Genomic DNA, 23,046 nt, shown 5'->3' with positions numbered 1-23,046 from the left:
CCGTTTACCTAAAATGGGCTGCGACAGGCAGCTGGATTTAACTTAACTATTTCTAAAAAATGTTCTGATTTAACTAAATTTTTACTGCAACTTTGGTCGTATTTAACGCGTCAAGCGGCAGCTGGCCTTCGCCCTTGGGCTGAAACCAATTTAAGGTTTCGGACAACCCCACCACTTCGCCAATAATCATTAATGCGGGCATTTGCAACTGCGGATCAGCAGCAAGTTGTTCGAGTGAATCTAATTGCCCAATAAAACGTTGCTGCGACTGAGTGGTCGCCTTCGAGACGATGGCCACTGGTGTCTCTGGGCTACGACCTGCGTTGATTAACCCTTGACGGATAATGCCCGCGTTTAAAATCCCCATATATACAACTAAGGTATTATTGGGATTAGCATAACCCTGCCAATCCATCGGACGGCTTTCGAGCTGACAATGACCAGTGATGAACGTTACCCCTTGGGCGTAATCCCTATGGGTTAATGGAATGCCCGCATATGCCGAAGTGCCGCTGGCGGCGGTAATTCCGGGAACCACTTCAAATTCGACGCCCGCTTCGACTAAGGTTTGTAACTCTTCACCACCGCGACCAAAAATAAAGGGATCGCCGCCCTTGAGGCGTACCACGTTTTTACGGGTATAGGCTTTCGTCACCAGTAACTGATTAATTTCATCTTGCGCAGCACTATGCTTACCAGCACGCTTACCGACGGCAATTTTTTCAGCATCTTTAGGGATCAAATCGAGGACATCTTGGCTGACGAGCGCATCGTATAACACCGCATCGGCAGACTTTAGAATGCGCCACGCTTTAAGGGTTAATAACTCCACATCGCCGGGGCCCGCGCCAACCAGCCAGACTTTGCCCTTAGCGCTTTGGCCTGGTAAAGATAAAATTTCCATCACATTCCCCGATATGAGATCAATGTGTAGCAATATAGCGCCAGTTATATTCCATAATAAATATAAAATCATTAATTGTTATATCAAAAAGAAATAACAGCCGAATTTGAATTAAGCCAGTTAACTATAAACGAGGTTGGCAAAAGCACCATACTGGCTAAAATAAGTTAATCATTTGAAATAACTAAATAAAACATGATAACAGGGCGAATATGAATGCAACCTAAGCTTGCATCACCTCACATAACAGCACTATGTTATTGCTAAAAAATCTACTCAGTCAGCGCATTAACGCATAAGAAAAGATGCAGTTTCACTCAAGTTAAGTAGTACAAGTGACAGTATTTCTCACAAAAGATCCACAGACTAATGTTAAGCTCGGTAAATAAAGATAAAGCAAACAGACACATCAAGGAGAGTCGATGTCCCCATTTTATCAAGGTATCGCATTAATCGGACTGCTAACTTGTGCAGGGTTACAGGCAGAGGAATCTTTAATCAAAGATCGCGTTAAGGATGAATTAGCGACTTCAGAGCGTCCATTTGTAATAACGCCGCATAAAGTCAATTACATTTTACCCGCGACCTATAATCCTGATCCGAATATGAAACCCTATGCAGGGGAGGCCGCCGGAACAAACTATGAACTCGATGAGATGGAAGCTAAGTTTCAGATAAGCTTTAAGTTTCCAATTTGGTACAATGTCTTTGGTGATAATGGTCACCTATTTTTTGCCTATACTAATCAATCCTATTGGCAGGTATACAATAAGGAAATATCTTCACCCTTTCGTGAAACAAACCACGAACCCGAAATCTTTATGCTATTCAATAATGATTGGAAAATTGGCGGTGTGACAAACTCGTTTTGGGGATTGGGCGCTGTCCACCAATCTAATGGTAAAGCAGGTTTATTATCCCGTAGTTGGAACCGCATCTATGGCACGATGATCTTTGATGCTGGCCCACTGGCGTTTTCAACTAAGGTGTGGTGGCGCATTCCTGAGGATGAAAAAACAGACATCCACCAAGCCCGTGGCGATGATAATCCCAATATTGATGAGTATATTGGCAATGCTGAATTTGTTGGCGTGTATGGGATTGATGAGCATAGATTCACTCTCACCGTTAAAACTAACTTTAAAGATATTGACCGAGGTTCAGCAGAGATCACTTGGAGCTATCCCATCATAGGTAACTTACGCCTTTATACTCAATACTTTAATGGCTACGGTGAAAGCCTGATCGACTATAACCATCATAATCAACGTATTGGGATCGGTGTATCACTCAACGATATTCTCTAGGACGTGACACAGCACAAAAAACAGCCATAATTCTATGCTGACACAAACAAACTGCTGCTAAATTGCTCAAGTGCGAGCAACCTAAGGGAGCTTAATGATGATTTTTATTGCCAACAGCGGCATTTACATCGATAGTCGCACACCTTTTTAGCAGTAAGGGTCATCATGGAGGAATATGAGTTTTAGCTATCGAACGGTAATAACTTTGCTGAGCATGATTATTTGCGCGAGCCTTATCAGGCTCGCGTTTTTTGCTATTCCTGAAAAAGAACAACCCACGTTAACGACAAAAGATATTCGCCAAGATCTCTATATTCTGCTCAATCAAATTGAACAACACTCCGCATTTTATGCGTTGGATCCACAACACAATGACGACCAACTCGAACGACTTGCTGGACTGATGACTGAGCAATACCAAGATCTTGTTCCTACAGAACGGTTCGCAGCTGAGCTTACAAAACTGCTTAACGCCTTAAAAGATCCTGGTGCTCAAGTTGCGAAGGTTGACAATAGTAGCGCCGACTTACCCTTAACACTGAGACCCGTCAACGAACAATGGCTTGCCTTAGACCATAAAAATAATCCTATTAGTGCCGAGTATCCTTTTATCACCCATATTGATGGCATCCCCTTAAGTAAGTGGATTTCTGCCAGCCAAGCCTATCTGTCAGAGCCTGCAAAAAATAGCCAAGAAATGCAGCTGATTTGGCTTAAACGACTCAACCTACTGCGGGAAGACTTAGGCTTAAGCATCAAACCTTATGTGATTATTAGTTTGATAAATGATGATTTGCAGACAACGCAGGTCACTATTGCTCTGCCTCCCCCTTCTAAAACGATAGTTAAACCGATTGAAGACGACACAGAGATAAGCTTTGAACGCCTACTCACTCAACTTGATGACTTAGGGCCGACTACGGTCTCAAAACCTGACTATTCACTAGAACAGATAAATCCAACCACGGCTCGACTCAAAATAGATGACCTCTATGCTTTTGAACTCGATAAAATACAACAAGAAGAGTTACGTAAAGGTATGGAGCAACCATTACTGATTGTCGATCTCAGGCAAGCGAAGGGATTTAGTCCTAAGTTACTGACCATGCTCTCGCGTTATCAGGATATGCCCACCATGGACATATCACCTCATTCAGCGGTCGAAAAAATCATGGGATTTGCCCATTATCGACGCTCGCCAGAACTTAGAAACGATTATTTAAAACCGTTGAATTTTAAACCGCTTGATGAACTTGAACTCAGCCCTGCGCGACTTAACGTGTTGACACGGCGGCTACCAACTATCGATAAAAGCCGGTTTAGTCCTTGGTTTGTTCGCACCAAACCTGAAGTCCTCACCGAAGGCAATAATCGTCTTGCACTACTTGTCAGTCCCTTGTGTAAGCAAGAATGCGAGTGGATCGCCTACCGGACTAAAGCATGGTCGAGAGTGAATTTAATCGGCGAAAAAACCTCTGGGGATTTTGCCAGACAATATCAATTTACCTTGCCAAATAGTGACTTAGAGATTCGATTTAGTAGCTCTCTCACCTATGATGCTAAAGGCGAGTTGCTGTCGGGAAAAGGCACTGAGCCCGATATTTGGTTACCACAAAACAATGATATTGAATGGCAAGGACTCGTGAGTTTAGTTAAATCAGCCAAACCCAAAGCCGTAGATCCAACTAACGGTCGACAAACCAAATTAGCCCAATCTCATTAGGGCGTGTTGACGTTTCAGGGTTATTTTGCAGCAATTAGGCTGGCTTTTATGCAAGGCAAAGTCCGTGCAGTGTAGTTATTCTACATAAACGGACGAAAGCCAGCCAAATGCTGCCCGAAGGGTTCGTCTGGCAAGCCCTTGCTCTTACTTTCTGTCATAAGAGCCGCTCGTCATTTGAGTAAACTACACATCATTCCTCGTTTCGCGAGCACGTGCTTACCAGAACGAACAAAATCTAATCTCAAAACGTCAACACGCCCTAGTAAAAAGCCAGCAATTTGCTGGCTTTAAAATGCGGTGGAGTGATAAGTTTATTTCTTATCGCTTGCCTTTGAGTTCATCACAGAGCCAAAAACCAGACCTTGTTTATTCACATCAAAGCTCATTTGCACGCGCATATTATAGTCTTTCAATGCTTGCAGCTCTTCAGGCACTGGTTCACCGGTCATTTCTAACAGCGTCAGCACTGGGGTAAACATCTTACCGTAGTCGGCTGACATGCTGTAAAGGCCATTGGCTGATGGTTTTTCGCTCGCCAGTTTATTGGCTAACGCTAAACCTTTATCCCCAGAGTAAACCACTAAGTGTTGTCCCTTAATCGCCAACATCGGTTTGATATTAAGTTCTGGCGGCAACATTAATAGTGGAGATAAATCAGTGGGTTCACCATTATCCGCGACTTGCAGTTCAGCCAACATAGGGGCAAAAGGCTTAACCATGTTGAATAACATTGAAGGATTATCAGCGGTTAAACTGATTAAGGCATCTAAACTTTCGAGTTTAGGCTCTTGATCCTGTGAACTCATCTTATAGTCGAGTAATGACACACTCAGGCCTTTAACACCATTAGCCATGCCGGTAAACATACCCAACATCGCAGGGCTTTGCTGGCTTAATTCAGCCTGTAGCTCGGCCAGAGGCGCGCAGGTCAACTGTGGCTTTTGTAGATCATCCCAAATCGCGGTGAGCGAAGGCGCTACTTCATTAACATCAATCCCAAGGCCCATCGAGAAAATAGTGCTGTTAATATCCGCTAAATGGGTTGGAATAAAGCCGCGCATTTTTTGTAATGCCGTTAAAATTGCTTGGTTTTTGCTTTCAATCACAAAAGAAGCCGCCATAAGGCTTTCTTTTTCAGTCGACGTGAATGCGGTTAAACCTCCCACAGTGCGCGGCCAGTTAGCCGCAATCGCGGTTAACTCAGTGCGACATTCTGGTGTACGGATTTGCGCTAACGGATCTTCACCTTGGCCTTCTTCTGCTAAGAACTTGGTGAGCTGTTTAGCTAACATATTGCCATCTTGAGAGGTTATCGCTTTAACAATCTCAACATGGTTGATAAAGCTGATGCTATCGTCCATAAAACCATGGGTTTTAATGATCTCTTGCAACATGCCAGATGCGGCTAAAGATTGGGCGGGTTTCTTCAATCCTAAAGCCATTTCCAATACTTCAGGCTCGATAGAGGAAGCCGAGAATGTGACCGTTAAAATGCCATCTTTATGGGCAAATAATAGGTCAGCTTTATCAGTTGAGCCTTCTTCAGCAAACGAATAAGCACGGTAGTCAATCCCTGCTAAAGTCCGCTTTTCGTGGGTATAACCACTTTCTTGTTCGGCTTTATCCAGTACAGCCCAGAATGCATCAATTTGATTAATATCTGTTTTAAGAACAGGCACTACGCCTAAGGTATAAAAATAAGGCTTGATCTCATTCGGTAAACCGAAAGTCTTAAGCAATGCGGTAGGATCTTTCATTCCATCCATATATTGCTTGTAAATACTCACAAAAAACTTAGCCATTGGGCTATCCAAATCGCCTAACTGAGCTAAGGAATCAGTTGAATATTGCTGGTAATTGCTAGAAATCGATTGCAGGTAGTTTTTCAGTGGAAACGGCTTTAACTGGCCAGTAAACACAGGGGTATCGGCTGGAATATAATCTAGCAAAGGATTGGCTGAAGCACTCGAGCTACTTCCGTGTTGAGTGTACCAATAAGCACCCGCCCCCGCTGCAATAATTGCCGCAGCAATAACAATCTTTTTCATCTAAAACTCCATTTAATTACCGTCAAAGTGACAAAAATAATACCGAAAGCACTTACCTTCGGCATTTAAATACTGACCTATTGTCATTCCTTATTACATCAACATTGCAAAATCAAAAGCTTATTATAACTAATCTTGAGAACGGATAAGCTAAGAAATAACGAATAGCAAATAAGAACTCATTAATATGCAAAAATCCGCGATAATCTACCATTAAAACGTCTTTGACGCTAATCGCGGCATGTGTCAGAAGCTTCCTATTTACTGGGCGCAATCGTTCGAAACCATCCTGTTACAGAAAAGCGTGGTCGTTTTGCAAACGGCGCGACAAATGAAACAGAGTGAGGATGGTGGACATCGAATAATGCCAAATTATTAAAGGTTGGCACCCAGGTATCAGTCAGCACACCTTTAGGAGTATAAAACTGCAGCAGACCACCCCAATCAGGATGCCATTCTGGAGTAAAGCCAAAAACAAAAGCAACTTTACGACCCTCACTTTCGACAACATCATTATGTCTTGTTAAGAAATTCCCTTGAATATAACGACTCGCCTGCAGTGAGGCATAACAAATACCTTCAATGCCCGTAATCGTTTGAATAAATTTAAACATGTCAGGGCTGTTAATAAAACGATGTAGCGATGTAAGTAATTCAGGTGAAGGCTTTCCATCTAAGCCTCCTACGAGATGACTTCCATATAAAAAACCAATCCCATTTGCAGCATTGTGTAATATTTTTTGCTGTAAATCTTTCTGAGCTTCAATCGGTAATTGGCGTATTTGTTGATCCGACACTCTCATTGGCTTATTGTCGACAAACATTGCATTATCAAAACTCACTTCACTAGCAAGTGTGTTAGCAATGACAGCTGCGGTTTCATTCTGCCAGACGTGTTGAATATTGATTTTTGCATCTCTAGCATATTCTTCACGCAGTGAAGCCATATCTCGCTCAAAATTAAACTCAAACATCGTTTATTCCTTGGATCATTCGAACGTCTAACACTCATCCTACTCATCAGAGATTCATAATTACAATTTAATAACAAAATCACAATCGCAAATTTATTGTGCCTCACCGACTTTTTTGAGTGTCACCTCACCTAACTGACGCATTTGCTTGCGGATCCAAACGGAACGTTGTTCAACATAGGAAGAAGGGGGGGAGACTTTATAACGCCAAGGATTCGGTAAAACTGCAGCCAATAATGACGCCTCATAACGAGTTAATTTGGCTGCACTCTTGCCAAAATAATGCTTTGCTGCCGCTTCGGCACCATAAATCCCAGGACCAAATTCAACAATATTCAGGTATACCTCAAGGATACGCGCCTTATCCCAAAACAGTTCCATTAACAGGGTAAACCACGCCTCTATGCCCTTACGGATAAAACTACGGCTCGACCACATAAACAGGTTTTTTGCCGCTTGCTGGCTTAAGGTACTGGCCCCACGAACCTTTTTACCTTTTTGATTGTATTCGATGGCCGAACTAATCGCGTCTAAATCAAAACCACTGTGGCCAGCAAACTTTTGATCTTCTGCGGCAATCACGGCTAATTGCAGTTCAGGTGAGATTTGCTCAAGCGAGCGCCATTGATGCCTAACCTCAGTAATCGGTGCGGGCGGAAACAATGCCCGCTCTATTCGCCAACTCCACATCGGAGGATCGATAAAACTGAGTAGTACCACACTTAAAATAGAGGCGAAAAATAAACCCAAAACCAATTTGGCTAACCAAGTGAATACACGCTTAACACCGCGCATCTTAGGCTTAGGGGTTGGATGATTAACTTGGGGACGATTGACATGATCGCGCATGGCATACAAAGGGGCGGTCATTTAATTATCCTCATCAATCACGCCATCCAAACTAACTGTTAGTCTAAGAGATTTTTTGCTTACAGTAGAATAGCAAAGTGTAAGCCGATGATAGTAAGTCATAAACTACAAAAAACCGAGCTGAATTGAATAAGGAAGATAAATTAATGATGCCACAAATTTGGCTCAACCTCGGCAGCTTTGACCACAGCTGACCGAGGTGAAAATGACTGATTAACAAGCGCTAGCAAGTCAATCAAACTGCTGGATACTCGCAGCGGCGAGCAAGGTCCTTTGGAAGTGCTACTGTTTTCCGTCTCGTTATATCGTTACACAGCAAACTAAGCCCATAAATAACGATATTCAACAACTTAACTTGGCAAAATACCGACTAAAGCAGATCTGCGCAGTAAACTCCCTCAAAACCATCTACGGGAACTTTGTAATATAGCTCAGAACATTCTAATGTGCATAACCCTGTGAGTAAAAATGTACAAAAAATTTAACTCAGGCAAACACATTTTAACTAACTCTATGAAAATACAATTTATCTGATTTTAATGACGGCAGAATGACATACAAAATACCTTAAAGGCCAAACCGCTTTAAAATTAAGCAAAATACTCTTTTAGTGGCATAAAATAAAAAATGCCACAGGGGATACTGTAGCATTTTTCTATTTAATCAAATAGATGGCTATATTTCGTAATGCAGACCGCATTCGCGTTTTAAGCCATTAAAGCGTGTTTCTTCTTCAGACATCCCTAATTCTAAGGGTTTAGTCGAATGAGTATCCCCAACGGAAACATAACCTTGCTCCCATAGAGGATGGTAAGGCAAGTCAAATTGAGTCAAATACAGGTGAACATCTTTGTTCGACCATTCGATAATCGGCAGCAGCTTAAAGCGAGTTCCGTGGATAGCCAATATCGGTAACTCTTCGCGAGTGCTCGACTGGCTGCGGCGAAGTCCCGCAAACCAAGTTCCGACTTCAAGTTCAGCCAAGGCGCGTTGCATAGGCTCCACTTTATTGAGGCGATTATAACGTTCAAGACCCTCTAAGCCCTGCTCCCACAATTGGCCAAAGCGCGCCTCCTGCCATGCCGCCGTCATCGGCGCTTGGTAGACCTTAAGATTTAAGGATAAACGCTCGGTAAGCTGGTCAATAAACTGATATGTCTCAGGAAATAGGTATCCAGTATCCGTTAAAATCACCGGAATATCCGATTGCACCTGACTCACCATATGCAACATCACCGCCGCTTGGATCCCAAAACTGGATGACAGCGCGTGATTACCCGGCAAATAGGCTAAGCCCCAGAGCACTCGTTCTTGAGCCGTCAAGCCAGCTAAGAAGCGATTAATGCGTTCCAGTTCCGCTTGCTGCACATCTTTAGGCGCCGTCAGCAACGCTTTAAGTTCAATGTGACTTACCACGCTCTGCAACACGTTCGGCAAGCCGGAACCCGTTGCCCCAGAATCAAGATCAGCCATGGAAATCCTTAGCGGCATCGATAACCGCCTTCACTACGCCCGTGCGGACGGTGAAGTTACCAAAGGTTTCGCCTGCATTTCGCTCAATCGCGTAGCGGGCAAATAATGCATCCAATTCAGCAAGGATCTCAGCCTCTTGGATATTCTCTCTGTACATTTTATTCAGTCGAGTGCCTTCGAAGTTCGCGCCTAAGTACAGGTTGTAGCGACCCGGCGCCTTACCCACAAGACCGATTTCGGCGGCAAATGGGCGCGCGCAACCGTTTGGACAGCCTGTCATACGCACCACAATGGCTTGATCGCTAATGCCATTTTTAGCCTGCAGCGCATCAATATGGTCGATAAACTCTGGGAAATAACGCTCAGCTTCCGCCATCGCCAATGGACAGGTTGGTAAGGCCACACAGGCAATCGAATGACCGCGGGTTTGAGTCAGCACTTGGCCGAGTAAACCGTGTTTACGGGCAAGCCCTTCGATGGTCGCTTTATCCTCAGGCGCCACACCCGCGATAATCATATTCTGGTTTGAGGTCATACGGAAATCACCCTTGTGGATCTTAGCGATTTCACGCATACCAGTTTGTAAACTTTTGCCAGGCATATCTTTAATACGGCCGCTTTCGATAAACAGGGTTAAATGCCATTTACCATCCACACCTTCGACCCAGCCGTAACGATCGCCTCGATCGCCAATCACGACATCGCGCTTAGGCTCAAATTTAACGCCGGCACGGGCTTCCACTTCGGCTTTAAACTTTTCATAGCCATGGTCGACGATGGTGTATTTCAGGCGTGAACGCTTACGGTTGGTACGATTACCCCAGTCACGCTGCACTGTCATCACAGCTTCGGCAAACTTCATCACATCTTCGGTTTTAATAAAACCAAAGTCATCGGCTAAGCGTGGGAAGGTTTCTACCTCTCCGTGGGTCGAGCCCATGCCGCCACCGGCGGTCAGGTTAAAACCGACTAATTCGCCATTTTTAGCCACGGCAATAAAGCCTAAATCGTTAGTGTATACATCAACATCGTTATCCGGCGGTACGGCCACGGCCATTTTAAACTTACGTGGTAAGTAGGTTTTGCCGTATACCGGTTCTACTGTTTCATCTTCTGTGGTCAGTAATTTCTCTTCGTCTAACCAAATCTCGGCGTAGGCACGAGTGTGCGGCAGCAGGTGATCCGAAAGCTTTTTGGCGACTTCATAGGCCTGTGCATGCAGCTTAGATTCCACCGGATTGGGGTTACACATCACGTTACGGTTAACGTCACCACAGGCGGCGATCGAATCGAGCGCCTCACGGTCCAAGCCTTGAATAATGGTCTTGAGGTTACGCTTTGGAATACCGTGGTATTGGAATGTCTGACGCGTCGTTAAACGAATACTGTTAGAGCTAGTGAGCGTCGAGGCAATTTCATCCACGCCTAACCATTGCTTAGGCGTACATACCCCGCCGGGCACGCGGGCACGTAGCATAAAGCTATATAAAGGCTCGAGTTTTTGCTCTTTACGCTCGTTACGTAAATCGCGGTCATCCTGCTGATAGAAACCGTGGAATTTGATCAATTGCTGATCGCCATCGCTAAAACTGCCCGTCACCGAGGAATCTAATCCCTCTTTAATGGTGCCACGCAGATAATCACTGTCGGTCTTTAAGTATTCGTTTAATGCTAACTTTTGCTCACTCATGGCAACTGCCTCTTAAAATTCGGTTGGCGGCAGTATCTCTGTGGATACTGCTCTCTCTAATCTTTGGGATTGACTTATTAGTACACGTCTTTTTGATAACGTTTATCACTGCGTAAGGTCTCGAAGTAGTCTTCGGCCGCCTCTGTCGACAATCCGCCAAACTCCACCGCAACCCCAAGTAAGGCTTGGTGCACGTCTTTAGCCATACGCTCGGCATCACCGCAAATATAGAGATGCGCGCCATTTTGTAGCCATTGCCACAGGGTTTGCCCCTGCTCTTTGATGCGGTGCTGCACGTAAATCTTATGGGCTTGATCCCGCGAAAATGCCACATCGATACGGGTCAAATCGCCGTTTTTCAGATACTGTTGCCACTCGGTTTGATACAGGAAGTCCTGTTCGAAATGCGGGTTGCCGAAGAATAACCAGCTATCGCCCTCAGCGCCTTGTGCCACGCGCTCCTGCATAAAGGCGCGAAACGGCGCAACTCCTGTGCCAGGACCAATCATGATGACTGGCGTTTGTGGATCTTCAGGTAAACGGAAATGCTTATTCGGTTCAACATACACTTTTACTTCGGCGCCTTCCTGCGCCGAGGCTAAGAAGTGCGATGCACCGCCAAAACGCGTTTGCCCCTGATGTTCATCTTCCACCAATGCCACGGTGAGATGCACTTCGGTATCGACTTCACTCTGGCTAGAGGCGATGGAGTAGAGTCTTGGCGTTAATGGGCGTAGTAACTCAACTAACTTGTTAGCGTCGAGATGAGCATCGGCCTTGAGCTTGTAATTAGCCACTAAGTCAGCAAACTGATGATGTAAGATAAACTGACGAACCTGCTCTTTATCTTCGCTAATAGCAAGCAGCTCAGGACTTGCGGACAACTCGGCCCAAGTTTTGACTAAACCAGGATACAACTGCGTCAGTTCTTTCTTCTCGATCAAGGCTTGCTTGAGGCTGATTGACTCATTAGTGACAGTCACCTTGGTATCGGCTGCTAACCCTAAGCCCGCTAAAATCTCATCGACTAAGGTTTCGCTATTGCTAAACCACACCCCAAGGGCATCACCGACTTCATAGCGTAAGCCTGATTCACCTAAATCAATTTCAACGTGGCGCACATCTCTGTCTGAATCGCGTCCGGTGATCTTTTGGCTCACCAACACTTCGGCACTGTAAGGGTTTTGCTTAGTAAATTCGCCCTCGCTGGCAACTTGAGCCGAAGTTGAATTAATTTCATTCAGTGCCACCACGTTAGCCGTGGTTTGAATGAGTGGCTTAACCGCAGTAAGCACATCGGCGTGCCACTGTCCGGCCGCAGCCTCATAGTCCACATCACACTCAACCAACGGCAATAAGGCTTTAGCGCCTAATGCCGAAAGCCGCGCATCAAAGTCTTTACCGGTTTGGCAGAAGAACTCATAGCTCGAATCACCCAGCGCCAACACAGAGTAATGTAAGTTGTTTAATTGAGGTGCGCGTTTTGATGCTAAAAACTTATGTAATTCAATCGCATCATCCGGCGCTTCACCTTCACCATGGGTACTGACCACCAGCAATAACAAAGTTTCTTGCTTGAGCTGGCGCACATTGTATTCACCCATGGAGGCTAAATTCACGCTATAGCCCTGTGCCTTTGCCTTTTCGGCCAAGGCTTTGGCAATGCCACGACCATTGCCGGTTTGGCTGCCATAGAGAATGGTTACAGTCTGCGCTGCCTGTGTATCAGACACTGGCACTAGCTGGGCTTGATTCCCTCCCGCATTGGCTGTTGCGGCTAAATAACCACTCACCCAAGCAAGTTGCACGGCATTTAATTCCGCGGTGAGTTGTTTCAGCTTGTCGACCTGCGGTTGCGACAGGGGTGAAGCCAGTGATGAAAGTTCTTTTAACAACATGAGACGGCCCTATGACAGTGTAATACCCAGCAGATTAACGTGGATTTGGAAAAGCAAAAAAGAATAAAATTTGATTTTTAATTCCATTTTGGAATATACAAAGTGCAAAAATTAAGCTACAAAAGTGTGCACTGGTTAAAACTTTTTGATACGACCAGTGCAGAATCGACTAGCTTGAGCAATATGCGCTTGTGTCAAACCAAAGTATTGCCACAATGGTACGAGCCTGCAGTACAGTGACCTTTTGTTGCTCGCTAAGAAGTTTGTTTTAAAACACAAATTTTATACCAAATTTGAATGCGCTAACTAACTGCCACAATTGAATAGACGAGTTCATTCTTATCGCGGCCTAGCCCTACCTAGGTTTAGCTCAAGGGAAGCACTCAGGCGGAACGATTATATAAACCATCAGGGAGTAATCATGCAGATTGGAATACCGAGAGAGAGTCTCGTCGGTGAAACTCGGGTCGCCGCGACTCCAGCCACCGTCGAACAGCTTAAAAAGCTCGGCTTTGAAGTTGTTGTTGAGGCCAATGCTGGCTTACTGTCTAGCTTTGACGATGCCGCTTTTGAAGCAGCTGGCGCGAAGATCACGACAGAGGTTTGGCAAGCGGATCTGATTTTTAAAGTCAATGCACCGACCGATGCTGAAATTGCGCAAATTAAAGAAGGCGCGACCTTAATCAGCTTCATCTGGCCCGCTCAAAATGCTGAGTTGGTCGAGAAACTGTCTAAACGCAACATCAATGTGATGGCGATGGACATGGTGCCACGTATTTCCCGTGCCCAATCCCTCGATGCTCTCTCTTCTATGGCAAATATCGGCGGTTATCGCGCCGTTGTTGAAGCCGCGCACCACTTTGGCCGTTTCTTTACCGGACAAATTACCGCCGCAGGTAAAGTCCCTCCGGCCAAAGTGCTGGTGATTGGTGCCGGTGTGGCAGGCCTTGCAGCCATTGGTACCGCAGGTTCTTTAGGGGCTATCGTTCGCGCCTTCGACACGCGTTTAGAAGTGGCCGAACAAATCGAATCCATGGGTGGCCAGTTCCTTAAGCTGGACTTCACCAATGAAGATGGCAGCTCATCGGACGGTTACGCTAAAACCATGTCGGACGAGTTTATCGCCGCCGAAATGGCACTGTTTGCCGAGCAAGCCAAAGAAGTCGATATCATCATTACCACAGCGCTGATCCCAGGCCGTCCTGCACCTAAGCTCATCACTAAGGCGATGGTCGACAGTATGAAACCGGGCTCTGTGATTGTCGATATGGCCGCGCAAGCGGGCGGCAACTGTGAATACACTCAGCCTAGCGAGCTATTCGTGACCGAGAATGGCGTCAAAGTCATCGGCTTCACCGATCTTCCCGGCCGCCTGCCCGCGCAGTCTTCACAGCTTTACGGCACTAACTTAGTCAACCTGATGAAGTTAATGTGTAAAGAGAAAAACGGTATTGCCAGCATCAGCTTCGATGATGTGGTCATGCGCAACATGACAGTCGTGAAAGAAGGCGAAGTTACCTTCCCGCCACCACCTATTTCGGTGTCAGCTGCCCCTGCGAAACCTACCGCTAAGGTGGAAGTGAAATCTGCTCAAGCCAAAGCGCCTTCAAAACTTAAGTATATTCTCGCTGCCCTTGGTGCTGCGGGGTTTGCCGCTGTGGCCTCCGTCGCGCCAGCCGAGTTTTTATCCCACTTTACGGTATTTATTCTGTCCTGCGTGGTGGGCTATTACGTGGTGTGGAACGTGTCCCACTCACTGCATACGCCTTTGATGTCAGTGACTAACGCAATTTCAGGCATTATCGTGGTCGGCGCCTTGCTGCAAATTGGTCAAGGTTCAACCTTGGTCACTGTGTTGGCGTTTATCGCCGTGCTGATCGCCAGTATTAACATCTTCGGCGGTTTTACCGTCACTCAGCGCATGCTGAAGATGTTCCGTAAGGATTAAGGGGGTATAACGTGTCTCAAGGACTGGTAACAGCAGCTTACATCATTGCCGCCGTGCTCTTTATCTTCAGTCTCGCTGGATTGTCGAAACAAGAAACAGCCAAACACGGCAATTTATTTGGTATCACAGGTATGGCTATCGCCCTACTGGCGACCATTTTTAATCCAGACACCAGCGGTGTCGCGTGGATTATTATCGCCATGGTGATTGGTGGTGCCATCGGCGTGCGTTTAGCACTTAAAGTCGAAATGACGGAAATGCCTGAACTCGTCGCGGTGCTCCACAGTTTTGTGGGTATGGCCGCGGTGTTAGTGGGCTTTAACAGCTTTATCGACTTACATCCAGAACAAGTATCACAAGTGGTTGTAGCCGTGGGTGGGGACATGAATTCCACTCTCGCAGCCGTGCAGAATGCGCTGAGCGAAGCGGCAAAAGCGGCTGAAAACGCGCATATGACTGGCGCTATGCTCAACATTCACTTAGTGGAAGTCTTCCTCGGGATCTTTATCGGCGCGGTAACCTTTACCGGTTCTATCGTCGCATTTGGTAAATTACGCGGATTAATTTCATCTAAACCGTTGATGTTGCCACATCGCCATAAGCTAAACCTCGCTGCGGTATTGGTATCACTTGGCCTGTTAGTGTACTTCGTGCAAACCGGTGGCACTATGCCAGCCCTACTGTTGATGACACTTATTGCCTTCGCCTTTGGCTGGCACTTAGTGGCTTCTATCGGTGGTGCGGATATGCCGGTTGTGGTTTCAATGCTGAACTCCTACTCAGGTTGGGCAGCAGCGGCAGCGGGCTTTATGTTGTCAAACGATCTGCTGATCGTGACAGGTGCGCTCGTGGGCTCATCGGGTGCGATTCTGTCTTACATCATGTGTAAGGCGATGAACCGCTCGTTTATTTCGGTTATCGCAGGTGGATTTGGTACCGATGGTGTAGCCTCCTCTGGTGATGAAGAAATGGGCGAATACCGCGAAACCAACGCCGAAGATGTGGCGGATATGCTGAAAAATGCCTCTTCCGTTATCATCACCCCTGGCTATGGTATGGCAGTGGCACAGGCGCAATATCCAGTGGCTGAAATCACCCAAAAACTGCGTGACCGCGGCGTAAAAGTACGCTTTGGTATTCATCCGGTAGCGGGTCGTTTACCTGGCCATATGAACGTACTCTTGGCCGAAGCTAAAGTTCCCTACGATATCGTGCTTGAAATGGACGAAATCAACGAAGACTTTAGCGATACCGATGTCGTGCTGGTGATTGGCGCGAACGACACAGTCAACCCTGCGGCGATGGAAGATCCGGGCAGCCCAATTGCGGGCATGCCAGTGCTCGAAGTGTGGAAAGCGCAAAACGTGATTGGCTTTAAACGCTCAATGAACACGGGTTATGCGGGTGTACAAAACCCTCTGTTCTTCAAAGACAATACCCAAATGTTGTTCGGCGATGCTAAGACCAGTGTTGAAGCGATTTTAAAAGCGCTGTAATCCGTTTAAGCACTGAATCACTCGATACAAAACTCAAAGGGAGCCGTTGGCTCCCTTTGCTTTATTAGAGGGTTTTATTGCGCTAGGCTTCACATACTTTTAAGCCTGCTCAGCTAGTCTCTGCGCAGTTTATCGCTTCAGGTAAAAGGAGATATCATGCTGCTTGGATTATTTATGCTGTCGGCAATATTAATCAAAACGTCGTTATTAGGGCTGGGTTGGATATCAATTGGTATCGGCGTTGGGGGTTATCTTTTTTGCCGTTTTTACCACATTAATCTTGCAGACCTACTGGTCAAAAAATTTAGACGGCTTTTTATCAGTGGGGCGATATTACATCTGCTGCTGTATCTAGGCCTTATCGTAAAACTCTTCCTGATCGATAGCCTAGAGGATATTCCAGCCTTTTTAATCAGTCATTTGGTATTCCATCATGCACTCTGCGCAATGATTGCAGCCGCCCTTACCTTTATGGCGATTGGCGTTTACCTTAGCCAGCAAAAGCTAAAGCAGGCAAATATCACTTCCCCCATCGCGAACTAATTTAGCCCTAAAAACCAAAAGGAGCCACAAGGCTCCTTTTGATAGCAATTCATTTTTGATTATGCCGCTTTAGCAATATCAAAATTAGATAACAACATCACAGCTGTACGGCCGAGTAAATGATTGATGGTGCGATCGCCCACTAATCCTAATTCTGCAATGGCTTGCTGACGTGCAGTGCTTACCGCTCTAAACAGAGTGATTTCATTATTGGTGCCGCCGCAGAGGCTGAAGAATAATCTTAACACTGCGCGGTAATGCTCTTCTTGCATCGCTTGCATCCAAGAGGTTTCTAGCGCTTCTTGGCTAGAGAAGTCGAGCGCAGCAACAAAAAGATTGCCAATACGGCTGTCTAAGCGAATTAAAAAGTCGTTCTTCCGCGGAAAGTGGTGACTAATACCTGTGCGGCTAATCCCCGTTGCTTCAGATAACGTGGTATAAGACATAGTCTCAAAGCCAATAGTCAAAATTTGTCTTAACGCTTCATCCATAATCTGATTGATGGTCTGCTCAGTCTGTACTCGCGAGCGCTTAGCCATAATAAAGTCTCCCACTGTTCTTTTTGTGGGATAGAGCTTACCAAAGCCTTTCAGGGATTACTGCTGTTTAAAAACGTGAAACAAGTGTATTTCACTTTTGTTCAGCTAGGGTTCAGTTTTAAACAGAGGATTTCATTGCTTTTGTTTACATATTTATAACATTGAATTTTGTACTAACCAGTCGTGTGCTTTTTGCTCCCCCATTAACAATGTTAGGGTAGGCGTTAAATAATGCCCAAGATCGGATTTACGCCAAAACAGGTATTCTGGCAGGGGTTGTAGCACGGTATCACTAAAAGTTCGTTGTATTAAACTCGAATATTCACGCAAAACCTGCGGTTCAATTTGCACCATTTGAGGATAAAAATCGGCTACAAAATCACGATAGTGAGTATATTGAACGATTTGAGTGACCTGATATTTATTTAACACCTGTATCATCATTGGCGCAGTCCAGTGTGACATATATTGCAAACTTGTAAGCGCCGCTAGGTTGCGCCGATGATACTGCTGCCAAGCTAAATCAAAATTGCCTTTAGCATTGGCAATACACCAGATGAGATACAGATCCGCTAACCATTCATGCTGATAAGGTGTTAATTCCTTAGGTAATAAACTCCCCTGCAACGCCAAGTTTTCAAGGTGGCCTAGTTCATGCCAAAGGGTTAATTGTGCTTGTTCTTTTAGATCTAATTGGTAGGTAATACCATCAATATTGGCCAGTTGGATCTCTGGTGTTTCTTGCTCATTGACGAGTATTAGGCCGGAGAAATGACTATCTTCAACAGGTAATACCATGGCACTGCGAAGCCCAAGCTCTGTTTTAAACTGAGCCTCGCTGTGTGGGAGCTGTTCACGAACCTGAGGTGGAAATGTTGCCAGACACTGACTCAATTGCGCTAAAGGACAAAGTAACGCCTGCTTATCGGCAATAGGCACCCAAGTTAAGCTTGATATCAGAGTCAGTGCAATTAAACTCACTGTTTTGCCATGATATTTTGGATAATCGCCGTAGTAGAGATACCGTCTTCAAATCCCAACACTTGCACTTGGCCGCCCGCAGCAATGACCTCGGCGCCACCCGCAATATCTTCAACCTTATAATCACCACCTTTCACTAAAAGATCCGGTAGTAATCTGGCGATGATCCGTTGTGGTGTATCTTCACTAAAAGGCACCACCCAATCGACGGCTGCTAATCCTGCCAACACCGCCATACGTCTATCCACTTGATTAACTGGGCGACCTTCGCCTTTTAAGCGTTTGACTGAGGCATCGTCATTCACGGCCACGATCAATCTGTCGCCTAAGGCTTTGGCTTGCTTGAGGTAACTGACGTGTCCCGCGTGCAAAATATCGAAGCAACCGTTGGTCATCACCACTCGTTCACCACGTAATTTGGCTTGCTCTAGAGCGTAAGCAAGTTGATCTTCACTCACCACCCCAAAACCAGACTCACCGTGATGCAGTGCTAGGGCCTCAATCAACTCAATACGAGAAACCGTAGAAGTACCCAGTTTACCCACCACAACGCCAGCGGCAGTATTGGCTATCGCACAGGCCTGCGGTAACTCAGCACCCGCGGCTAGAGACGTCGCTAAAGCTGAAATCACAGTATCGCCAGCACCCGTTACGTCATACACCTCACGGGCCACCGTGGGAATGTGTAACTCTGGGGCATTGGCCGTCACTAAAGTCATCCCCTTTTCAGAGCGAGTGACTAAGATAGCGTCGAACTGGTACTTGTTCAGTAATCCGCGAGCCTTTTCGAGTAGATCTGCTTCAGAGGTTACCGCGCCAACCACGGCCTCAAATTCACTCATATTCGGTGTGATGAGCGAGGCGCCATGATAACGGCTAAAATCGGAACCCTTAGGGTCAACCAGTACTTTTACGCCTTTGGAACGGGCGAGCGCGATAAAATCACGAGGATTATCGATAGCGCCCTTCGCATAATCAGATAGCACGACCACATCGACCGAATCGAGTAAGGCCTCAGACTGCTTAAGTAAGCGCGCACTGTCCTGCTTATCGAAGGACTCTTCAAAGTCGAGGCGAATAAGCTGTTGATTGCGCGATAAAACTCTAAGCTTGGTAATGGTCGGTTTATCGGCAATTTTCAACCATTGTGGTTCAACCCCAAGTGCTTGTACGCCAAGCGTTAACGCTTTAGACGTATCATCATTGCCCACTAAGCCCGCCAATTGTACTTGGCCACCTAAGGTCGCGATATTTAGCGCCACGTTTGCCGCGCCGCCCGGTCTATCTTCGACTTGGTTAATTTTCACCACGGGCACTGGTGCCTCGGGGGAAATACGTCCCGTAGGCCCAACCCAGTAGCGATCTAACATCACATCGCCGACGACTAACACTTTGGCTTTTTCAAATGCTGGCAGAGAAACCTTCATAGCGCTCTTATCAGTTGCAGAAATTAAACCGTGATTGTACCTAATTTTCAGCAAAAGATGAGTTAGAATAAGCAGTAATTTTCAAAAGTAGTGAGTATTTTTGTGGTCGAGAAAGCTGAGTTTTCATCATCTTTATATCATCCGAAACACTGGCCCATGTGGTTTGGGGTGTTAGTGATGCGGATTACCCAAGTGTTGCCTCTATCATGGCAGATGAAATTAGGCAAAGGCATGGGCCGATTAGTCAAGGCACTTGCGGCCAGTAGAACCCATACCGCGCGCCGAAATTTAACCCTCTGCTTCCCGGATATGCCAGAGGCCGAGCGAGAAGCGCTCCTCACCCGTAACTTTGAAGAAACGGGCAAAGCGATTTTCGATACCATCAATGCCTGGTGGTGGTCCGATGAAAAAATCCAACAACATATGCAGATAACCGGCAAAGAATACGTTCAAGACACCTTGAACGCTGGCCATGGGGTGATACTGTTTGCAGTGCACTGCTTACCACTGGAAATGGGCGCACGTATTTTTGGTCAATTCCAACCCGGTGTTGGGGTGTACCGCCCACATAACAATCCCGTGATGGAATACCTGCAAGTGAAAGGTCGCTTACGGTCGAATAAAGCCTTAGTGCCGAAACGCGATCTACGCCAAATGGTACGCTGTTTACGTAACCCCGATGTGATTTGGTATACCGCTGACCAAGACTTTGGCCGCTCCAGTGCTGTGTTTATTCCCTTCTATGCCGTGCCCGATGCCGCCACTATTACTGGCGCAACCACGCTGGCAAAGTTAGGTAAGGCCAAGGTATTACCCTTCTTTGTTGAGCGCACAGAAGGAGATACAGGCTACCGGATTGAAATCATGCCTCCATTAGATAATTTCCCAGGTGAAGACGAAGTCGCCGATGCCATCCGTGGTAACAAAATTATTGAACAGATTATCAATAAAAATCGTGCTCAATATATGTGGCTCCATCGCCGCTTTAAGACGCGCCCGGATCCAACGGATAAGTCCTTATATAAGTAAGCTTTTGGTTAATCACATCGAGATAAGCGCTTAAAAGAGAATACAAAATGCCAAGCAATCGCTTGGCATTTTGTTTATATCTTTCTGCCTAAGGCATCTTGTAGGGCTCTAAGCGCTTAAACATGGTAGTTAAGCACAACACTTAAACCAGATTAAGCCTCCGCCGGTAAGCGAATACCCACATTGGTGACTTTACCTTCATAGAGTCCCGCAACGACCCAATGGAGTGATTGCCATTGAAACTGGTCCCCAAGTACTGGATGCGCACCTAGCTCTAAAGCAACTAAATCAGCTACAGTCATGCCGCCAGTTTCATCGTCTAATGTTAAGCCATAGATAGGTGCAAGATCCGCCAATTTAACCTCGGTATCGATAAAGAAGTCACCAAAGAAACGTGGAACCTCCTTGGTTTCAGGGGCTTGGCTAAAGAGGTTACTCAATGCTTCAAGGCTCTTTTCCTGCCCGAGTACGCACAGAATATCACCCGCCTCTAAGCACGTACTTCCCGAAGGATGCAATAACCTGTTATTGCGAAATACTGCCGCAATGCGAGTACCATCGGGCATTGCTAAGCGTTTTAGCGGTTCACCAATACACCACTTACTTTCACTCAAACGATAGACAAACACTTCCCATTCGCTGCTCGGGTAAATTTCAACCCCCGAACGCGAAACGGGCAAAGGCTTTGGGGGCAATTCTACCTTTGCTAAGCGTGCAGCCGTAGTGAGTGACGCCCCTTGGACTAGCAGAGAGACTAACACCACAAAAAAGGCCAAGTTAAAATACAATTGAGCCCCAGGAAGCCCGGCCATCATTGGGAATACCGCTAAAATAATCGGCACGGCACCACGAAGCCCGACCCAAGAGATAAACCAGCGGTCACGGCTGCTAAAACTCTTAAAGGGCAGCAAACTTAGCCATACCGCTAAAGGTCTGGCAAACAGGATCATCCCAAAGGCCAGTGCTAAGCCCGGCAGCCAAATATCTAATAGATCCGAGGGGGTTAGGAGTAGTCCCAAGACGAGGAACATGCCGATTTGACTCACCCAAGTCATTCCATCCAATACGTTTAATATCGCATGACGTCCACGAGTTGGCTTATTACCGAGGAATAGGCCAACTAAGTAAATCGACAGAATGCCACTGCCACCTAGCTTGTTCGATGCAGCGTAAATAATAAGGCCACCGCTGAGCACGAGAATCGAATATAGACCTTCAGCGAGTTGACTTAAGTTCACCAATTTCCATAGCAGCCAGCCACCACCCAAGCCTAATAAAATTCCCAGCCCAAATTGTTTAATAAAGCTAATCAGCATAAAGCTTGCAGATAGCTCGGCATCGACATTGCTGAGAATGGCAATCAAGGTGACAGTTAAAAATACCGCCATAGGGTCGTTACTACCCGATTCGATTTCCAGCGTTGCTCCAACCCGCTCATTAAGGCTGCGTCCCTTTAACAGTGAGAATACCGCCGCCGCATCGGTAGAGCCGACAATCGCTCCCACCAGCAAACCTTGTAGCCAATGTAAGTCAAATAGCCACGCAGCCATAATGCCTGTGATACTGGTGGTGATCGCCACCCCAAAGGTTGCCAAGGATAACGCAGGCCACAGTGCGACCCTGAAGCTCGCGACCCGAGTGCGCATACCGCCATCGAGCAAAATAATGGCTAAGGCTAAGTTACTGACAAGATAAGCGGTTGAATAATCATCGAAGAGAATACCGCCGGGACCATCTTCACCAGCAAGAATACCTACGGCGAGAAAAATTAATAAGATAGGAATCCCAAGACGGGATGACATGGGACTAAGCAAAACACTCACGGCAGTAAGTAAGGCACCGATCAGAAAAAAACTATTGATGGAATCTGCATCCACACATGCCTCCTTAAATGCTGCTGGCTCAGCTAAACGATAGCAAAAACACCTAGATTAAAAATGACTCAATTAAAAATTTCAGTGTTTCTATACTAGCATAAAAAATGCAGATTATTGGAGTTTTAAATATTAAATTTCAATCATCTACACTAAAATAATCATCAACAGTAACTTTAGGCTAATTTTCAGATAAAAACACATAAAAAGACAAATACAACCAGAACATCAAACCATAAGCATAAATAAAATAAAGCTTATATTTATCAAGTTCTTTAAAAAATAAATCCGACACAAACTTTCCATTTTTAATCAAAAAAAT

General features: G+C 45.9%; 17 protein-coding genes. 6 read left to right on the top strand and 11 right to left on the bottom strand.

What is annotated here, in order from left to right; genetic code table 11:
- Positions 1-73: 73 nt before the first annotated feature.
- Positions 74-904 carry a uroporphyrinogen-III C-methyltransferase gene (gene cobA, locus KXJ80_RS07150; protein WP_218738053.1) on the bottom strand — a complete coding sequence of 277 codons (831 nt, stop codon included), beginning with the start codon at positions 902-904 and terminating at the stop codon, positions 74-76.
- Positions 905-1,326: 422 nt separating this feature from the next.
- Here cobA and KXJ80_RS07145 point away from each other — a divergent pair, with 422 nt between their 5' ends.
- Positions 1,327-2,211: a phospholipase A gene (locus tag KXJ80_RS07145; RefSeq protein ID WP_144345576.1), complete on the top strand. Its 885-nt coding sequence runs from the start codon at positions 1,327-1,329 to the stop codon at positions 2,209-2,211.
- A gap of 175 nt (positions 2,212-2,386) precedes the next feature.
- Positions 2,387-3,934 (top strand): S41 family peptidase, encoded by a 1,548-nt coding sequence (locus KXJ80_RS07140; RefSeq protein WP_218738052.1) that lies wholly within the window; start codon positions 2,387-2,389, stop codon positions 3,932-3,934.
- Between the two features lie 311 nt (positions 3,935-4,245).
- Here the strand turns inward: KXJ80_RS07140 and KXJ80_RS07135 are convergent, their stop codons facing one another.
- From KXJ80_RS07135 to KXJ80_RS07110, 6 genes are all read right to left on the bottom strand, one after another.
- Positions 4,246-5,982 (bottom strand): hypothetical protein, encoded by a 1,737-nt coding sequence (locus KXJ80_RS07135; protein WP_218738051.1) that lies wholly within the window; start codon positions 5,980-5,982, stop codon positions 4,246-4,248.
- Between the two features lie 257 nt (positions 5,983-6,239).
- Entirely contained in the window at positions 6,240-6,956 is a 717-nt protein-coding gene (locus KXJ80_RS07130) for a 2OG-Fe(II) oxygenase family protein (protein ID WP_055647519.1), read from the bottom strand.
- A 93-nt stretch (positions 6,957-7,049) separates the two neighbouring features.
- The gene (gene mtgA / locus KXJ80_RS07125) at positions 7,050-7,826 is read right to left on the bottom strand and encodes a monofunctional biosynthetic peptidoglycan transglycosylase (protein WP_218738050.1); all 777 of its coding nucleotides are present in this window, start codon (positions 7,824-7,826) and stop codon (positions 7,050-7,052) included.
- 675 nt (positions 7,827-8,501) lie between these two features.
- On the bottom strand, positions 8,502-9,299 hold the full coding sequence (locus tag KXJ80_RS07120; RefSeq protein ID WP_218738049.1) for a phosphoadenylyl-sulfate reductase: 798 nt from the start codon (positions 9,297-9,299) through the stop codon (positions 8,502-8,504).
- Positions 9,292-10,989 carry an assimilatory sulfite reductase (NADPH) hemoprotein subunit gene (gene cysI, locus KXJ80_RS07115; RefSeq protein ID WP_088586766.1) on the bottom strand — a complete coding sequence of 566 codons (1,698 nt, stop codon included), beginning with the start codon at positions 10,987-10,989 and terminating at the stop codon, positions 9,292-9,294. Before cysI ends, KXJ80_RS07120 begins: the two co-directional genes overlap by 8 nt.
- Positions 10,990-11,066: 77 nt before the next feature.
- On the bottom strand, positions 11,067-12,887 hold the full coding sequence (locus KXJ80_RS07110; RefSeq protein ID WP_088586765.1) for an assimilatory sulfite reductase (NADPH) flavoprotein subunit: 1,821 nt from the start codon (positions 12,885-12,887) through the stop codon (positions 11,067-11,069).
- A 421-nt stretch (positions 12,888-13,308) separates the two neighbouring features.
- Between KXJ80_RS07110 and KXJ80_RS07105 the strand changes: the two genes are divergently transcribed.
- The 3 genes from KXJ80_RS07105 (at position 13,309) to KXJ80_RS07095 (ending at position 16,874) form a co-directional block, all read left to right on the top strand.
- Complete coding sequence (locus KXJ80_RS07105; protein WP_259474644.1) at positions 13,309-14,835, top strand: Re/Si-specific NAD(P)(+) transhydrogenase subunit alpha; 1,527 nt, start codon at positions 13,309-13,311, stop codon at positions 14,833-14,835.
- An 11-nt stretch (positions 14,836-14,846) separates the two neighbouring features.
- Positions 14,847-16,331, top strand: coding sequence for a Re/Si-specific NAD(P)(+) transhydrogenase subunit beta (pntB, locus tag KXJ80_RS07100; protein ID WP_218738047.1), 1,485 nt, complete (start codon positions 14,847-14,849; stop codon positions 16,329-16,331).
- Between the two features lie 156 nt (positions 16,332-16,487).
- Positions 16,488-16,874, top strand: coding sequence for a hypothetical protein (locus KXJ80_RS07095; protein WP_088586763.1), 387 nt, complete (start codon positions 16,488-16,490; stop codon positions 16,872-16,874).
- Between the two features lie 59 nt (positions 16,875-16,933).
- Here KXJ80_RS07095 and KXJ80_RS07090 read toward each other — a convergent pair whose 3' ends face one another.
- From KXJ80_RS07090 to hldE, 3 genes are all read right to left on the bottom strand, one after another.
- Positions 16,934-17,413: a TetR family transcriptional regulator gene (locus KXJ80_RS07090; protein WP_037421701.1), complete on the bottom strand. Its 480-nt coding sequence runs from the start codon at positions 17,411-17,413 to the stop codon at positions 16,934-16,936.
- Positions 17,414-17,566: 153 nt separating this feature from the next.
- A complete protein-coding gene (locus KXJ80_RS07085) occupies positions 17,567-18,394 on the bottom strand; it encodes a hypothetical protein (protein WP_218738046.1) in 828 nt (275 codons plus the stop codon).
- The gene (gene hldE / locus KXJ80_RS07080) at positions 18,391-19,821 is read right to left on the bottom strand and encodes a bifunctional D-glycero-beta-D-manno-heptose-7-phosphate kinase/D-glycero-beta-D-manno-heptose 1-phosphate adenylyltransferase HldE (RefSeq protein ID WP_047539582.1); all 1,431 of its coding nucleotides are present in this window, start codon (positions 19,819-19,821) and stop codon (positions 18,391-18,393) included. Before hldE ends, KXJ80_RS07085 begins: the two co-directional genes overlap by 4 nt.
- A gap of 102 nt (positions 19,822-19,923) precedes the next feature.
- Between hldE and KXJ80_RS07075 the strand changes: the two genes are divergently transcribed.
- Complete coding sequence (locus tag KXJ80_RS07075; RefSeq protein WP_218738045.1) at positions 19,924-20,850, top strand: LpxL/LpxP family Kdo(2)-lipid IV(A) lauroyl/palmitoleoyl acyltransferase; 927 nt, start codon at positions 19,924-19,926, stop codon at positions 20,848-20,850.
- Positions 20,851-21,002: 152 nt separating this feature from the next.
- Here the strand turns inward: KXJ80_RS07075 and KXJ80_RS07070 are convergent, their stop codons facing one another.
- Positions 21,003-22,727 carry a potassium/proton antiporter gene (locus KXJ80_RS07070; RefSeq protein WP_069454344.1) on the bottom strand — a complete coding sequence of 575 codons (1,725 nt, stop codon included), beginning with the start codon at positions 22,725-22,727 and terminating at the stop codon, positions 21,003-21,005.
- Between the last annotated feature and the right edge of the window lie 319 nt (positions 22,728-23,046).

Source organism: Shewanella xiamenensis (genome assembly GCF_024971755.1).
Lineage (GTDB): Bacteria > Pseudomonadota > Gammaproteobacteria > Enterobacterales > Shewanellaceae > Shewanella > Shewanella xiamenensis.
Note: the sequence above shows the minus strand (reverse complement) of the source record. Positions and strands in the feature narration are given on the sequence as shown.

Bases quoted from the DNA above. Each gene is read 5' to 3' on its own strand.
- KXJ80_RS07105 (WP_259474644.1), top strand. From the start codon at position 13,309: ATGCAGATTGGAATACCGAGAGAGAGTCTCGTCGGTGAAACTCGGGTC.
- KXJ80_RS07145 (WP_144345576.1), top strand. From the start codon at position 1,327: ATGTCCCCATTTTATCAAGGTATCGCATTAATCGGACTGCTAACTTGT.
- hldE (WP_047539582.1), bottom strand. From the start codon at position 19,821: ATGAAGGTTTCTCTGCCAGCATTTGAAAAAGCCAAAGTGTTAGTCGTC.
- cysI (WP_088586766.1), bottom strand. From the start codon at position 10,989: ATGAGTGAGCAAAAGTTAGCATTAAACGAATACTTAAAGACCGACAGT.
- KXJ80_RS07135 (WP_218738051.1), bottom strand. From the start codon at position 5,982: ATGAAAAAGATTGTTATTGCTGCGGCAATTATTGCAGCGGGGGCGGGT.
- cobA (WP_218738053.1), bottom strand. From the start codon at position 904: ATGGAAATTTTATCTTTACCAGGCCAAAGCGCTAAGGGCAAAGTCTGG.
- mtgA (WP_218738050.1), bottom strand. From the start codon at position 7,826: ATGACCGCCCCTTTGTATGCCATGCGCGATCATGTCAATCGTCCCCAA.
- KXJ80_RS07120 (WP_218738049.1), bottom strand. From the start codon at position 9,299: ATGGCTGATCTTGATTCTGGGGCAACGGGTTCCGGCTTGCCGAACGTG.
- KXJ80_RS07095 (WP_088586763.1), top strand. From the start codon at position 16,488: ATGCTGCTTGGATTATTTATGCTGTCGGCAATATTAATCAAAACGTCG.
- KXJ80_RS07140 (WP_218738052.1), top strand. From the start codon at position 2,387: ATGAGTTTTAGCTATCGAACGGTAATAACTTTGCTGAGCATGATTATT.
- KXJ80_RS07110 (WP_088586765.1), bottom strand. From the start codon at position 12,887: ATGTTGTTAAAAGAACTTTCATCACTGGCTTCACCCCTGTCGCAACCG.
- KXJ80_RS07090 (WP_037421701.1), bottom strand. From the start codon at position 17,413: ATGGCTAAGCGCTCGCGAGTACAGACTGAGCAGACCATCAATCAGATT.
- KXJ80_RS07130 (WP_055647519.1), bottom strand. From the start codon at position 6,956: ATGTTTGAGTTTAATTTTGAGCGAGATATGGCTTCACTGCGTGAAGAA.